The organism is Rhodoferax sp. RT4P68, from assembly GCF_056521305.1.
Map to the genome: position 1 here is coordinate 133,065 of NZ_JBWMBB010000014.1, position 13,838 is coordinate 146,902.

Sequence of the window (13,838 nt, forward strand, 5' to 3'; positions counted from 1 at the left end):
AACTTGACGCACGGCCGCAGGCAGGTTCTGGGATGGCTGGCGGCCACCGGTCTGCTGCCGGTCAGCGGCACGGCCATTGCGCTGCCGCCGCGCACGCTGCAGTTCCCGCGCGATCTGGGTAGCCACCCTGAGCTGCGCACCGAGTGGTGGTACATCACCGGCCAGGCCACCAGCGGCGGCCGGGTGTTCGGCTTTCAGGTCACGTTTTTTCGCTCACGGGTGGACGCGACGCAGGGCATGACCTCGCGCTTCGCAGCGCGGCACTTGCTGTTCGCGCACGCGGCCATCACCGACCCGCAGGGCAGCAAGCTCTGGCACGACCAGCGCATCGCGCGCGCCGGCTTCGGCGTGGCGCAGGCCGACGAGGCGGACACCGGTGTGCGGCTGCACGACTGGTCGCTGCGCCGCGAGGGTGCCGATCTGGTGGCCACACTGCCGTCGCGCGATTTCGGCCTGCAACTGCGCTTTGCCCAGACCCAGCCGCTGCTGCTGCAGGGGCAGGACGGCCTGTCGCGCAAGGGGCCGCAGCCGGAGCAGGCCAGCTACTACTACAGCGTGCCGCAGCTGGCGGTGTCGGGCCAGCTCACGCTGCAGGGCCAGCGTTTTGGGCTGGATGCCGATGCGGCCGACCCGACCCTGCGCAGCCGCGCCTGGCTCGACCACGAGTGGAGCGAGGCGCTGATGCATCCCGAGGCGGTGGGCTGGGACTGGATCGGCATGAACCTTTTCGACGGCAGCGCGCTGACGGCCTTCCACCTGCGGCGCTCCGATGGGTCGGCGCTGTGGGACGGCGGCTCGTTCCGCGCCAGTGGCCAGGCTGCGCGCATCTTCGGCCAGGGTGAGGTGCGCTTCGTGCCACAGCGCTGGTGGAGCAGCCCGGCCAGCCGGGGCCGCTATCCGGTGCAGTGGCAGGTGGAGACGCCGGCCGGCACCTTCACCGTGCGCGCCGTGCTCGACGCGCAGGAGCTGGACAGCCGCGGCTCGACCGGCGCAGTGTATTGGGAGGGCCTGTCGGACCTGCTGGACGCGCAGGAGCGACTGGTGGGGCGCGGGTACCTGGAGATGACGGGGTACGCGGCGCGACTGAAGCTGTAGGCGCTGTCCGCAGGGGCGCCAGATCACCCTGCGGATGCGCCTGGGCAACGCCTGCGGGAGTTGGAGCCTTGCCCGACCAAAGACGTAACGAGCGGGAACTTTGATGCGGGCCTGTGTCTCCCCACGCCATGTCTTCTCCATTTCCCAAGGTACTCCGCATCTTCGTCGCAGCGTTCGCGCTGCATTCCTTCGGCGCCTGGGCGCAGCCCTACATTGGCATCAGCGTGCGCGAGGCCAACATGCGCGCCGGGCCAGGCACGCAGCACGCCGTGTGCTGGCAGCTGAGCCGTGGTTACCCATTGCAGGTGATTGCGCGCCGCGGTGAGTGGTTGAACGTGCGCGACTTCGAGCAGGACAGTGGCTGGGTGCACCGTCGCGTCACCGGCAAGAGCACGCACAAAGTCGTGCGGGCGCCGGTGGCCAACCTGCGCGCGCACCCGCGCATCGGCGGCCGCCTGCTCGGCAAGCTGGAGCGCGGCGACATCGTGAAGCGGGTGGCGCGCCGCGGCGAGTGGGTGCAGGTGCAGCGCGAGGGTGGCCGGCGCGGCTGGGTCGCGGCCCGGCTGTTGTGGGGCGGCTAGCGCCCACGCGGAGTGGCTGCTACACGCTACGTCACTGGCCCCCTGCGCCACCCTGGGCACCCGCTGGGCAGAGCGACGCTTGCGCAGCCGCAGGTCAGCGGCGACGTTGGCGGCGCGCGGCAAGCGTGGACAGACCCATGGCCGAGAGGATCAGCCACAGCACGGGCGGTTCGGGCACGGCCTGCACGTCCAGCGGCGTCAGCACATAGCCCCGCGTATCGCCCGTCAGCGTGTTGACGGCATCGCCCACAATCCAGCCTCTGCTGTTGATGTCATGGGCTTCTCGCAACACCCAGTCAGCTCCGAGCTGGTTCGGCGCGATGAGGGCGTTCAAGTCCAGGGCTCGCGTGGCGCCAAGTCCGTCCACCGCGCGTACGGCCGTGCTTCTGATCGTTGTTGCAACCACGCCTCCCCGCGCACGACCTGCACCTGTCGAATGCGCTGGCGGTCATGCGGGATCAGTGTCCGCGTTTGCGATGCAGAACGGATCGTTGCGCGGTGCAACTCTTGTAACGCTGTCGACGCTATAACCCGGTGGACCGGCGCACAGACTCTTCAGTCCTGCCGGCGGCTGAGGCCAGGCGGGGTGGGTAGGCTCCGCGGGGCCCGATGGCGAGCGCCCCCGCCCGGCCCCGGGACCCTCACGCCTTCTTGAACCGCTGCAGCAGCGCGATGATCTCGCCCATGATGCCGCGCCGGAAGGCCAGCACGCAGATCACGAAGATCAGGCCAGTGACCATGGTCACCGACTCGCCCAGCGTGTTGAACCACTCGACGCCGGTCAACGCGGCCAGCCCGTTGCCCAACTCGCCGATCTTGTTCTCCAGCAGCACGACGACGGCCGAGCCCACCAGCGGGCCAGACAAGGTGCCCAGGCCACCGACAAGCGTCATCAGGATGACGCCGCCAGAGGACGTCCAGTGCACATCGGTCAGCGTGGCAAAGCCCAGCACCAGCGTCTTCAGCGAACCGGCCAGGCCGGACAGCGCGGCCGACAGCACGAAGGCCAGCAGCTTGAAGCGGTCGGTGTCGTAGCCGAGCGAGATCGCACGCGGCTCGTTCTCCTTGATGCCCTTCAGCACCTGCCCGAATGGCGAATGGATGGTGCGCACGATCAGTGCGAACGCGAGCACCACGATCACCAGCGTCACGTAGTACATGGTCAGGTCGTCGGCCAGCGAGATCACGCCGAACAGCGATCCACGCGGAACGCCCTGCATGCCGTCTTCGCCACCCGTGAACTTGGCCTGCAGCGCCACGAAGAACACCATCTGCGCCAGTGCCAGCGTGATCATCGAGAAGTAGATGCCCTGGCGCCGGATGGCGAAGAAGCCGAACACCCAGCCCAGGAAAGCACCCGCCAGCGTGCCGGCGATGAGACCCACTTCGGGCGTCAACCCCATGGACTTCATCGCGTAGCCGGCAGCGTAGGCCGAACCGCCCAGGAAGGCGGCGTGCCCGAAGGACAGCAGGCCGGTGTAGCCCAGCAGCAGGTTGAACGCCGAGGCGAACAGCGCGAAGCACAGCAGCTTCATCATGAACACCGGATAGGCGCCCAGGAAGGGCGCGGCGATCAGTGCCAGCAGCAGCAGGGCGTAGCCAATGGTGCTCTTGCTCATTTTTCTTTCCCGAACAGGCCCGCAGGGCGGATGAGCAGCACGATCGCCATGATCACGAACACCACCGTGGAGGAGGCTTCGGGATAAAACACTTTGGTCAACCCTTCGATGATGCCCAGGCCCAGGCCCGTGAGGATGGCGCCCATGATGGAGCCCATGCCACCGATCACGACGACGGCGAACACCACGATGATGAGGTTCTGCCCCATCAGCGGCGAGACCTGGATCACCGGTGCGGCCAGCACGCCGGCGAACGCGGCCAACGCGCACCCGAAAGCGTAGGTCAGCGTGATCATCAGCGGCACATTGACGCCGAAGGCCTCGACCAGCCGCGGGTTCTCGGTGCCTGCGCGCAGGTAGGCACCCAGCCGCGTCTTCTCGATCACGAACCAGGTAAGAAAGCAGATGGTCAGCGAGGCCACGACGACCCAGGCGCGGTAGTTGGGCAGCATCATGAAGCCCATGTCGGTCGCGCCGGTCAGCAACTCGGGCGTGTCGTACGACAGGCCGGAGACGCCGTAGACCGAGCGGAACGCGCCCTCGATCAACAGCGTCAGGCCCAGCGTCAGCAGCAGGCCGTACAAGTGGTCGAGCTTGTAGATCCAGCGCAAGAGCAGCCGCTCGATCAACACGCCGAACAGGCCGATCAACAGCGGGGCTACCAGCAGCATGACCCAGTAGTTGACCTCGAAATAGTTCATCGCCATCCAGGTGACGATGGCACCCATCATGAACAGCGCACCGTGTGCGAAGTTGATGACGTTCAGCAGGCCGAAGATCACGGCGAGCCCCAGGCTCAGGATGGCGTAGAAGGAGCCGTTGACCAACCCCAGAAGGAGCTGGCTCAGCAAGGCGGGTAGTGAGATCGTCATGTCGGGCTCATGGCGGCTGTGTCGATGTCACGCGCGCGGGCAGCGTTGGCCCTCACTTCCACAGCGCGCACTTGCTTTCGGCCTTGGTCGTGTAGACGTCGTCGCCCTTCAGTTTGGTGACGACCTTGTAGTAGTCCCACGCCTGCTTGGACTCGGCCGGCGACTTGACCTGCATGAGGTACATGTCGTGCACGAAGCGGCCATCGGGACGGATCTGCCCCTTGGCGTAGAAGTCGTCGATCGGCGTCTTCTTCAGGTGTTCCATGACCTTGTCGGCGTCCAGCGTCTTGGTGGCCTGCACCGCCTTCAGATAGGTCGTGGTGGCGGAGTAGTTGGCCGCCTGGATGTCGGTCGGCATGCGCTTGACCTTCTCGAAGAAGCGCTTGCCGAAAGCCCGGCTGGGCTCGTCCAGGTTCCAGTCCCAGCTGGTCGTGAGCAGCAGGCCTTCAGTGTTCTTCAGGCCCAGGCTGTGCACATCCGTCACGAACACCAGCAGACCGGCCATCTTCATCGTCTTGTTGATGCCGAATTCGCGTGCGGCCTTGACGGCGCTGATGAAGTCGCCGCCGGCATTGGCCAGCCCGAGGATCTGGGCCTTCGAGCTCTGCGCCTGCAGCAGGAACGAAGAGAAGTCCGACGCGTTCAGCGGGTGCTTGACGCTGCCGGCGACTGTGCCGCCCTTGCCCTGCACGACCCGGGCCGTGTCGGCCTCGAGCGCCGCGCCGAAGGCGTAGTCGGCCGTCAGGAAGTACCAGCTCTTGCCGCCCTGCCCGACCACGGCACCGCCCGTACCCTTGGCCAGCGCCACGGTGTCGTAGGCGTAGTGCACGGTGTAAGGCGTGCACTGGTCATTGGTCAGTGCAGAGCTGCCCGCACCGTTGACGATGTAGACGCGCTTTTTCTCCTGGGCCACCTTGGCCATGGCCAGCGCCGCGCCGGAGCTGGTGCCGCCGATCAGCATCGACAGGTTCTGCGTGTCGATCCACTCGCGCGCCTTGGACGCGGCGATGTCGGCCTTGTTCTGGTGGTCAGCCGACAGCAGCTCGATGGGCATGCCATTGACCTTGCCGCCGAAATCGTCGATGGCCATCTGGATCGCGAGGGCGCCGCCCTTGCCGTCGACGTCGGCATACAGGCTGGACATGTCGGTGACGAAGCCGATGCGGACTTTGTCCTGCGCCTGCACGGCCGTGGCGGCAAGGGCGGCAAGCATCAGGGCGGAAAGACGGAACGTGGAGGTCATGGCTGGCTCGGAAAACGGAAACGAAAAGGAACGAAAAACGCGCGGGCGCTGCGATCAGGCCCGCGCCACCATCACTTCCACAGCGGGCACTTGGACTCGGCTTTGGTGGTGAACACCTGGTCGCCCGGCAAGGTCTTGACGACCTTCAGGTAGTCCCAGGGCTTGGTCGATTCCTTGGGCGACTTGACTTCGACCAGGTACATGTCGTGCACGTAGCGGCCATCGGCGCGGATCTGGCCCTTGCCGTAGAAATCGTCGATCTTCATGCTCTTGAGCTGGGCCATGACCTTGTCGGCGTCGGTGGACTTGACGGCCTCGACCGCCTTCAGATACGTCATGGTGGCCGAGTAGTCGGCAGCCTGCACGTCGGTGGGCATGCGCTGGGCCTTGGCGAAGAACTTCTTGGAGAACTCGCGCGTCTTGTCGTTCAGGTCCCAGTACCAGCTGGTGGTGTGCAACAGGCCTTCGGTGTTCTTCAGGCCCAGGCTGTGGATGTCCGAGAGGAAGACCAGCAGGCCGGCCGTCTTCATGGTCTTGTTGATGCCGAATTCCCGGGCCGCCTTGATCGAATTGATGGTGTCGCCGCCGGCGTTGGCCAGCCCGAGGATCTGCGCCTTGGAGCTCTGCGCCTGCAGCAGGAAGGACGAGAAGTCCGACGCGTTGAGCGGCGTGCGCACGACGCCCACGACGGTGCCGCCCTTTTCCTTCACGACCCGGCTGGTATCGGCCTCCAGTGCGTGGCCGAAGGCGTAGTCGGCCGTCAGGAAGAACCAGCTCTTGCCACCCGCATCCACCACGGCAGCGCCTGTGCCCTTGGCCAGCGCCACAGTGTCGTAGGCATAGTGCACGGTGTAGGGCGTGCACTGGTCGTTGGTGAGCGCCGAGGACGCTGCGCCATTGTTGAAGTAGACGCGCTTCTTCTCCTGCGCGACCTTGGCCACGGCCAGGGCCGTGCCCGAGTTCGTGCCGCCGAACACCATGGTCAGGCCGGCGGTGTCGATCCATTCGCGTGCCTTGCTGGCGGCGATGTCGGCCTTGTTCTGGTGGTCGGCCGACAGCAACTCGATCGGCTGGCCCAGCACCTTGCCGCCGAAATCATCGATGGCCATCTGGATCGCCAGCGCGCCGTTCTTGCCCTCAACGTCCGAGTACAGGCTGGACATGTCGGTGATCAGGCCAATCTTGACCTTTTCCTGGGCGGCGGCCTGCGTAGCGAAGCCAGCGGCGGCCAGCATCAAGGCGAGCGTGGTGAGTTGGCGGGTCATGGCAATCTCCTAGGGGTAAAAATCAAAAAAAGAAGGCGTCAGACGCCCAGCAATTCGTGCAGCACGGGCATCTTCTCGTCGAGTTGCGCGGCGTCGAAACGTTCGACGATGCGGCCGTGCTCCATCACGTAGAAGCGGTCGGCCAGTGGCGCGGCAAAGCGGAAGTTCTGCTCGACCATGACGATGGTGTAGCCCTTGCTGCGCAGCATGGTGATCATGCGTGCCAGGGCCTGCACGATCACCGGGGCCAGGCCTTCGGAGATCTCGTCGAGCAAGAGCAGCTTGGCGCCGGTGCGCAGGATGCGGGCCACGGCCAGCATCTGCTGCTCGCCACCCGACAGGCGCGTGCCCTGGCTGTTGCGGCGCTCGGCCAGGTTGGGGAACATGGCGTAAATCTCGTCGACCGACATGCCTGCACCCATGCCCTTGAGCGCAGGCGGCAGCAGCAGGTTTTCTTCGCACGACAGGCTGGCGAAGATGCCGCGCTCTTCGGGGCAGTAGCCCACGCCCAGGTGCGCAATGCGGTGCGTGGCCATGCCCACCGTCTCGGTGCCGTGGATGCGCACGGAACCTTCGCGCCGGCCGGTCAGGCCAAGCACCGCACGCATCGTCGAGGTGCGGCCGGCGCCATTGCGGCCGAGCAGCGTGACGACTTCGCCGGGTTGCACGACCATGTCGACGCCGTGCAGCACGTGCGATTCGCCATACCAGGCTTGCAGGCCCTTGATCTCCAATGCAGGAGAGCTCATCAATGCGCTCCCTGGAGTTGGCCATCGGTCGTGCCCATGTAGGCCTCCATCACCTGCCGGTTGCGTGACACTTCGGCATACGGGCCTTCGGCCAGCACGGCGCCACGCTGCAGCACGGTGATGGTGTCGGCGATGGTCGAGACCACGCCCATGTTGTGCTCCACCATCAGGATGGTGCGGCCTTGCGAGACCTTCTTGATCAGCTGCGCGACGCGGTCCACATCCTCATGGCCCATGCCCTGCGTGGGCTCGTCCAGCAGCATGAGCTCGGGCTCCATGGCCAGCGTGGTGGCGATCTCGAGTGCGCGCTTGCGGCCATAGGGCAGGTTCACGGTGACTTCTTGCGCCACGTCGGACAGGCCGACCTGGTCCAACAGCGCGAGGGCCTGGTCGTTCAGACGGTTCAGCGATTTCTCGCTCTTCCAGAAGTGGTAGGACACGCCCAGCTTGCGCTGCAGACCCAGGCGCACGTTCTCCATCAGCGTGAGGTGTGGAAACACAGCCGAGATCTGGAACGAGCGGATCACGCCGCGCCGTGCGATCTGCGCCGGACGCTCACGCGTGATGTCGTGGCCGTTGAAAGTGATGGTGCCCGTTGTGGGCTCCAGAAACTTGGTCAGCAGGTTGAAGCAGGTGGTCTTGCCGGCACCGTTGGGGCCAATCAGCGCGTGGATGCTGCCGCGCTGCACCGCCAGGTTGACCTTGCTGACGGCCGTGAAGCCCTTGAACTCTTTGGTGAGGTCTGTGGTTTGCAGAATGATGTCCGCCAATTTTCCGCGCCTTCCGCATCCAGCCGTTGAAGCATATGTACCGCCGGGGTGGCGAAACGTTGCGGCGAATGTACGGTTGCGCCGAGGGCCGGGGCACTAGGTAAAACGCCTATGCTGCACTGCGATATTGCTGAAACTTTAAGCAAGGTTGGGCGCCAGTGTCGCCCTGCCGGCAAGCTTGACGCGAAACTGACATCACCCTCGGCAAATCGACCTCCATGCGCTGTCGCGGCAGGTCGATTGGCAAGCGGTCATGGCTTCCTTGCGGCGCAGCCCGGCGGCTGCGCGTTGTCCAGGATGCGGGCGAGAAGGCTCTTGAGCAGCAGCCACTCATCCCGCGAGAAGCCGGCGAGATAGGCGTTCTGGGCGCGGCTCAATGCGCCGGGGATTTGCTCGGCGACGGCCTGGCCCTGCGGCGTCAGCACCAGCTGCACGACACGTCGGTCTTGCAACGATCGCTCGCGCCGGCACAGGCCTTTGGCCTCCAGCCGGTCGAGCAGCCGCGTCATGGAGCCGGCGTCCAGCTCGCATTGGCGCGCCAGCTCGGCCACGGTGATGCCTGCGTGGTCCATCATCTTGAACAGCGGAATCCACTGGGCATGCGTCAGGCCGGTGGGCTCGAGTTCCCGCTCGACCGCACCGGCCACGGCCGAGAGGATGCGGCGCATGAGATAGCCCACGCTGTCGCTCGGGTTGTAGTCGGTGGCCGAGCACAACTCGGCTGGCGCAGCGCCGGTGGTGGCCACGGATCGACTGGCCGGTCGGCGTGCGACGTCGCTACGTTTGGGCATGCCGAAAATTTAATTGCCTAGGCATTTATTGTCAAGGCGATGATTGCCCAAGCAATTGGTCGCTGGCTACACTCTCGCCCCATGTCCACCTCTTCCCCAGCGGAACCCGCCAAGGGTTCACCGCAATCGCTGCGCGGCCTGCTGCCCTTTTTGCGTCCGTACCGTGGCCGGATCACACTCGCTGTGATGTTTCTGGTGCTCGCGGCCGGCGCCACGCTGCTGTTCCCGCTGGCACTGCGCAGCTTGATCGACAACGGCCTGGTCAGTGGCGGCGCGCCCATGGACGCAGGCACGCGGCTGGTCGGCCTGCGCACGCATTTCTTCGAGCTGTTCGCGGTGGCGGCGGCGCTGGGGCTGTTTTCGGCCGGGCGCTTCTATGTCGTCAGCTGGCTGGGCGAGCGCGTGACCGCCGACCTGCGCAACGCGGTCTACGCCCATGTGGTGCAGCAGAGCCCGGAATTCTTCGAGACCACGCAGACCGGTGAAGTGCTGTCGCGCCTGACTGGCGATACGACGCTGGTGCAGACGGTGGTCGGCTCGTCGCTGAGCATGGGGCTGCGCAACCTCGTCATGGGCGTGGGCGCGCTGGGCATGCTGGTCTGGACCAACCCCTACGTGATGACGCAGGTGATGGGCATCCTGGTGCTGGTGGTGCTGCCAAGCGTGTGGTTCGGCCGGCGCGTGCGCAAGCTGTCGCGCGCCAGCCAGGACCGGGTCGCCGACTCCAGCGCCATCGCAGCCGAGGTGCTGAACGCGATTCCCGTGGTGCAGAGCTACACGGCCGAAGGGCGCGAGGCCACACGCTTCTCGGCCTCCACGCAAAGTGCCTTCCAGACCGCCGTGCGGCGCACCAAGGCGCGTGCCGCGCTGGTGGCCTTCATCATCATCGCCACGTCGGCCGCGCTGCTGTGGGGGCTGTTCCAGGGCACGCAGGCGGTCATGCGCGGCGACATCACGGCGGGCCATTTGAGCCAGACCATCGTCTACGTGATTCTCTTGGCCAGCGCCACCGCCGTGCTGGGCGAGATCTACGGCGACCTGCTGCGCGCCGCAGGCGCCAGCGAGCGGCTGATGGAGCTGCTGCACAACCGATCGCCCATTACTTCGCCCGAGCGACCGGTGCAGGCGCCTGCGCGCACCGCAGGCAGCAGCGTGCAGATCCAGGCCCTGGGCTTTCACTATCCCTCGCGGCAGGCGCAGGCGGCGCTCAGCGACTTCAGCCTCGACGTCGCGCCCGGCGAGACCGTGGCCCTGGTCGGCGCCAGCGGCGCGGGCAAGAGCACCGTGTTCCAGCTGCTGCTGCGCTTCTACGACCAGGAGACGGGGCAGATCCTGATCGACGGCGTGTCCACGCGCGACCTGGCGCTGGCCGACCTGCGCGAGCATATTGGCCTCGTGCCGCAGGACCCGGTGCTGTTCTCCACCAGTGCCCGCGAGAACATCCGCTACGGCCGGCCCCAGGCCAGCGATGCCGAGGTCGAGGCGGCCGCGCGTGCAGCGTTTGCGCATGACTTCATCAGCGCCCTGCCCCAGGGCTACGACAGCTTCCTGGGCGAACGCGGCGTGCGCCTGTCGGGCGGCCAGCGCCAGCGCATCGCGATCGCGCGCGCCATGCTCAAGAACGCCCCCTTGCTGCTGCTGGACGAGGCCACAAGCGCGCTGGACGCAGAAAGCGAGCGCATGGTGCAGGCGGCACTGGAATCGGCCATGCAGGGCCGCACGACGTTGGTCATCGCGCACCGGCTGGCCACCGTGCAACAGGCCGACCGCATCGTCGTGCTGGAACAGGGCCGCATCGTCGAGCAAGGCACGCACGCGGCGCTGGTGGCGGCCGGCGGCACCTATGCGCGGCTGGCGGCGATGCAGTTCACGCAGTAGGCGCGGCTCCCGGGTTCGACTTCGGCTTCGACTTCGACTCTCGCCTGGGCTCCAACCACGAGCGCCCGACGCCCGGCAGCCGGCAGCCGGCAGCCGGCAGCCGGCAGGTTATGCCTTATGCGCATAGTCCGCGCCTCGGCCCCTGTTCGGCTTGGACAAGTCAGGGGGCGGCCCCCTAAGCTTGGCGCACCTTATCAACAGGAGCCCAGCCATGTCCGACACCTCGTCTCTCCCGGCGCCCACCGTCCATCCCCTGCCCTCGTACCTGCAGGCCGACCACCTCGGCCCCTGGGGCATCTTCCTGCAGCAGGTGGACCGGGTCGAGCCCTACCTGGGCAACCTGGCGCGCTGGGTCGAGACGCTGAAGCGCCCCAAGCGCATCCTGGTGGTGGACGTGCCGATCCACCTGGACGACGGGCGCATCGCCCACTTCGAGGGCTACCGCGTGCAGCACAACACCTCGCGCGGCCCGGGCAAGGGTGGCGTGCGCTTCCACCAGGACGTGACGCTGTCCGAAGTCATGGCGCTGTCGGCCTGGATGTCGATCAAGAACGCTGCGGTGAACGTGCCCTACGGCGGCGCCAAGGGCGGCATCCGTGTCGACCCCAAGACCCTTTCGCGCGGCGAGCTGGAGCGCATGACGCGCCGCTACACCAGCGAGATCGGCATCATCATCGGCCCGACCAAGGACATTCCGGCGCCGGATGTCAACACCAACGAACAGATCATGGCCTGGATGATGGACACCTATTCCATGAACCAAGGCTCGACCGCGACCGGGGTCGTCACCGGCAAGCCGGTGGATCTGGGCGGCTCGCTGGGCCGGCGCGAGGCCACCGGGCGCGGCGTCTACACCGTGGGCGCCGAAGCGGCACGCAACATCGGGCTGGACATCTCCAAGGCCCGCGTCGCCGTGCAGGGCTTCGGCAATGTGGGCGGCATCGCCGGCAAGCTCTTCGCAGAAGCCGGCGCCCGCATCGTGGCCGTGCAGGACCATGGTGGCGCCATCTACCGCGAAGCGGGCCTGGACGTGCCCTCGCTGCTCAAGCACGTGTCCGACAAGGGGACGGTGGCCGGCTTCGAGCATGCCGAGGTCATGGATGTGGAGAAATTCTGGGACGTGCCCTGCGACATCATGATTCCGGCCGCGCTGGAGCAGCAGATCACCAAGGCCAACGCGCACCGCATCCAGGCCCGCATGGTGATCGAGGGCGCGAACGGCCCCACAACGCCCGAGGCCGACGACATCCTGCACGAGCGCAATGTGCTGGTGCTGCCCGACGTGATCGCCAACGCCGGCGGCGTGACGGTCAGCTACTTCGAATGGGTGCAGGACTTCTCGTCCTTCTTCTGGGACGAGGACGAGATCAACAAGCGCCTGGTGCGCGTGATGCAGCAGGCCTTTGCCGGTGTGTGGCAAGTGGCCGATCAACACAAGGTCAGCCTGCGCACTGCCACATTCATCGTGGCCTGCCAGCGCATCCTGCACACGCGCGAACTGCGCGGCCTGTACCCCTGAGCGCTGCGGCCGCTGCAAGGCGGTCGCACCCTGCGCCCGCGGCCGCAGGGGCCCAGGACACGTGGGGGTTACTGCAGCGGCCCCTTCATCGCCTCGGGGATCGCCAAGGGCATCACCGAGATGCCCTCATCGATCAGCGCCTCGGTCTCTTCGCGCGAGGCCTGCCCGCGGATGTTGCGCTCGTCTGCTTCGCCGTAGTGGATGCGGCGCGCCTCTTCGGCAAACTGCTTGCCGACGTCTTCGGTGTTCGCCATGACGTGGCGCACCATCTTCATCCACGCGGCCTGCAACTGCGGGTCGGACGGAATGGCCGCGACCTCGCGCGATGGGGAAGCGGAAGGCTTGGGCGCAGATACGGGCGCAGTGGCACCGAAATTCAGCCTCGGCGCCGACAGCTTCTTGGCCACGGCCGTGTCGCCGCACAGCGGGCATTCCACCAACTGGCGTGCCAGCTGCGACTGGAAATCGTCTTCCGAGCCGAACCAGCCTTCAAAACTGTGGCCGTGCGCGCACGACAGGTCCAGGACTTTCATGGGCCGATTATCCGGCCGCGTCCAGATCGGGGTTGGCTTGCCAGGTCAAGTCCCACTGGCCGGAACGCAGGTTCTGCAACCACAGCGCGGCGCTGAGCGTCTTGGCATCGGTGACCTGGCCGTCGCGACACCACGCCAGCAGTTCGTCCAGGCTGGCGCTGAACACGTCCAGGAATTCGCCTGCCTCCAGATGCCGCTGCTGCAACTGCAGGCCACGGGCGAACCAGATTTCGATGAACTCGGTGGAATAGGAAATGACCGGATGCAACACCCCGGCGCGGGCCCATTCACGGGCCGTGTAGCCGGTCTCTTCCAGCAGTTCGCGGCGACCGCAGGTCCAGGTGTCCTCGCCGGCATCGAGCTTGCCCGCCGGGAATTCGATCATCACGCGCCCCATGGGGTGGCGGTACTGGCGCTCCAGCACCAGACGGCCATCGTCGAGCAGCGGCACGACCATGACGGCGCCCGGATGGACAACGTACCCGCGCGTATCGCTTCCGCCATCGGGCAGGCGCACGGTGTCGCGCAGGACATGCAGGAAGCGGCCGCGTAGAAGCTCCTCCTGCTGCGTGGTGTGCTCGATCAGGTGCTGGTCAGCCGGGGCTACCAAGGTCAGCTCCGGTGCTTGAGCAGGTAGCGCCAGACAAAGCCGGGAAAGGCCAACGTCAGGAACAACGCCGCGGTGATGGCGTAGAACTCCCACCCCTGTGGCGCGATCCGGCCCAGGTTGCGCTCCAGCAGCAAGCCCAGACCGCCGACGAGAAAATAGTAGGCCAGCAGTTCGAGCAGCCGGTGGGCCAGCGTCTTGTCCCCGCGCGGCTGCCAGACCAACAACAGACGTTGCGTCAGGAACGGAAGGTTGGCGCCAACCACTGCCGCCAGGATCACCAGCCAAACGGCCGCATTGGGCAACACGCCTGATG

Annotated in this window: 15 protein-coding genes; 4 read left to right on the forward strand and 11 right to left on the reverse strand. The window is 66.4% G+C overall.

Annotation, left to right across the window (positions count from 1 at the left end; all coding sequences use genetic code 11):
* Positions 1–3 precede the first annotated feature (3 nt).
* Together AC099J_RS25660 and AC099J_RS25665 are read left to right on the forward strand one after the other, a co-directional pair.
* Positions 4–1,095, forward strand: a complete 1,092-nt coding sequence (locus AC099J_RS25660) for a lipocalin-like domain-containing protein (RefSeq protein WP_479618126.1) — start codon at positions 4–6, stop codon at positions 1,093–1,095.
* A gap of 128 nt (positions 1,096–1,223) precedes the next feature.
* Complete coding sequence (locus tag AC099J_RS25665; protein WP_479618127.1) at positions 1,224–1,676, forward strand: SH3 domain-containing protein; 453 nt, start codon at positions 1,224–1,226, stop codon at positions 1,674–1,676.
* Positions 1,677–1,770: 94 nt separating this feature from the next.
* On the opposite strand, the gene AC099J_RS25670 is transcribed toward AC099J_RS25665, so the two are convergent.
* The 8 genes from AC099J_RS25670 to AC099J_RS25705 form a co-directional block, all read right to left on the reverse strand.
* Positions 1,771–2,010, reverse strand: a complete 240-nt coding sequence (locus AC099J_RS25670) for a PEP-CTERM sorting domain-containing protein (protein WP_479618128.1) — start codon at positions 2,008–2,010, stop codon at positions 1,771–1,773.
* Positions 2,011–2,317: 307 nt separating this feature from the next.
* The gene (locus tag AC099J_RS25675) at positions 2,318–3,295 is read right to left on the reverse strand and encodes a branched-chain amino acid ABC transporter permease (RefSeq protein WP_479618129.1); all 978 of its coding nucleotides are present in this window, start codon (positions 3,293–3,295) and stop codon (positions 2,318–2,320) included.
* Positions 3,292–4,167, reverse strand: a complete 876-nt coding sequence (locus AC099J_RS25680; RefSeq protein ID WP_479618130.1) for a branched-chain amino acid ABC transporter permease — start codon at positions 4,165–4,167, stop codon at positions 3,292–3,294. The genes AC099J_RS25675 and AC099J_RS25680 overlap by 4 nt, the downstream gene beginning before the upstream one ends.
* Before the next feature lie 52 nt (positions 4,168–4,219).
* On the reverse strand, positions 4,220–5,410 hold the full coding sequence (locus tag AC099J_RS25685; RefSeq protein WP_479618131.1) for an ABC transporter substrate-binding protein: 1,191 nt from the start codon (positions 5,408–5,410) through the stop codon (positions 4,220–4,222).
* Between the two features lie 71 nt (positions 5,411–5,481).
* Complete coding sequence (locus tag AC099J_RS25690) at positions 5,482–6,675, reverse strand: ABC transporter substrate-binding protein (RefSeq protein WP_479618132.1); 1,194 nt, start codon at positions 6,673–6,675, stop codon at positions 5,482–5,484.
* Positions 6,676–6,713: 38 nt separating this feature from the next.
* Positions 6,714–7,424 (reverse strand): ABC transporter ATP-binding protein, encoded by a 711-nt coding sequence (locus AC099J_RS25695; protein ID WP_479618133.1) that lies wholly within the window; start codon positions 7,422–7,424, stop codon positions 6,714–6,716.
* Complete coding sequence (locus tag AC099J_RS25700) at positions 7,424–8,194, reverse strand: ABC transporter ATP-binding protein (RefSeq protein WP_479618134.1); 771 nt, start codon at positions 8,192–8,194, stop codon at positions 7,424–7,426. Before AC099J_RS25700 ends, AC099J_RS25695 begins: the two co-directional genes overlap by 1 nt.
* A 251-nt stretch (positions 8,195–8,445) precedes the next feature.
* The gene (locus AC099J_RS25705; protein WP_479618135.1) at positions 8,446–8,985 is read right to left on the reverse strand and encodes a MarR family winged helix-turn-helix transcriptional regulator; all 540 of its coding nucleotides are present in this window, start codon (positions 8,983–8,985) and stop codon (positions 8,446–8,448) included.
* Between the two features lie 81 nt (positions 8,986–9,066).
* On the opposite strand from AC099J_RS25705, the gene AC099J_RS25710 reads away from it, so the two are divergent.
* Both AC099J_RS25710 and AC099J_RS25715 read left to right on the forward strand, forming a co-directional pair.
* Positions 9,067–10,863, forward strand: a complete 1,797-nt coding sequence (locus AC099J_RS25710) for an ABC transporter transmembrane domain-containing protein (protein ID WP_479618136.1) — start codon at positions 9,067–9,069, stop codon at positions 10,861–10,863.
* A 211-nt stretch (positions 10,864–11,074) separates the two neighbouring features.
* Entirely contained in the window at positions 11,075–12,382 is a 1,308-nt protein-coding gene (locus tag AC099J_RS25715; protein WP_479618137.1) for a Glu/Leu/Phe/Val family dehydrogenase, read from the forward strand.
* Positions 12,383–12,450: 68 nt separating this feature from the next.
* On the opposite strand, the gene AC099J_RS25720 is transcribed toward AC099J_RS25715, so the two are convergent.
* From AC099J_RS25720 to AC099J_RS25730, 3 genes are read right to left on the reverse strand one after another with little or no spacing between them, the layout of a single operon-like run.
* Positions 12,451–12,915: a DUF1178 family protein gene (locus tag AC099J_RS25720; RefSeq protein ID WP_479618138.1), complete on the reverse strand. Its 465-nt coding sequence runs from the start codon at positions 12,913–12,915 to the stop codon at positions 12,451–12,453.
* Between the two features lie 7 nt (positions 12,916–12,922).
* On the reverse strand, positions 12,923–13,525 hold the full coding sequence (locus tag AC099J_RS25725; RefSeq protein WP_479618139.1) for an NUDIX domain-containing protein: 603 nt from the start codon (positions 13,523–13,525) through the stop codon (positions 12,923–12,925).
* A 2-nt stretch (positions 13,526–13,527) separates the two neighbouring features.
* Positions 13,528–13,830 (reverse strand): DUF2818 family protein, encoded by a 303-nt coding sequence (locus tag AC099J_RS25730; protein WP_479618140.1) that lies wholly within the window; start codon positions 13,828–13,830, stop codon positions 13,528–13,530.
* Between the last annotated feature and the right edge of the window lie 8 nt (positions 13,831–13,838).

Coding starts and splice junctions, on each gene's coding strand:
- AC099J_RS25665 (WP_479618127.1), top strand. CDS start 1,224: ATGTCTTCTCCATTTCCCAAGGTACTCCGCATCTTCGTCGCAGCGTTC.
- AC099J_RS25710 (WP_479618136.1), top strand. CDS start 9,067: ATGTCCACCTCTTCCCCAGCGGAACCCGCCAAGGGTTCACCGCAATCG.
- AC099J_RS25675 (WP_479618129.1), bottom strand. CDS start 3,295: ATGAGCAAGAGCACCATTGGCTACGCCCTGCTGCTGCTGGCACTGATC.
- AC099J_RS25715 (WP_479618137.1), top strand. CDS start 11,075: ATGTCCGACACCTCGTCTCTCCCGGCGCCCACCGTCCATCCCCTGCCC.
- AC099J_RS25720 (WP_479618138.1), bottom strand. CDS start 12,915: ATGAAAGTCCTGGACCTGTCGTGCGCGCACGGCCACAGTTTTGAAGGC.
- AC099J_RS25685 (WP_479618131.1), bottom strand. CDS start 5,410: ATGACCTCCACGTTCCGTCTTTCCGCCCTGATGCTTGCCGCCCTTGCC.
- AC099J_RS25690 (WP_479618132.1), bottom strand. CDS start 6,675: ATGACCCGCCAACTCACCACGCTCGCCTTGATGCTGGCCGCCGCTGGC.
- AC099J_RS25705 (WP_479618135.1), bottom strand. CDS start 8,985: ATGCCCAAACGTAGCGACGTCGCACGCCGACCGGCCAGTCGATCCGTG.
- AC099J_RS25680 (WP_479618130.1), bottom strand. CDS start 4,167: ATGACGATCTCACTACCCGCCTTGCTGAGCCAGCTCCTTCTGGGGTTG.
- AC099J_RS25695 (WP_479618133.1), bottom strand. CDS start 7,424: ATGAGCTCTCCTGCATTGGAGATCAAGGGCCTGCAAGCCTGGTATGGC.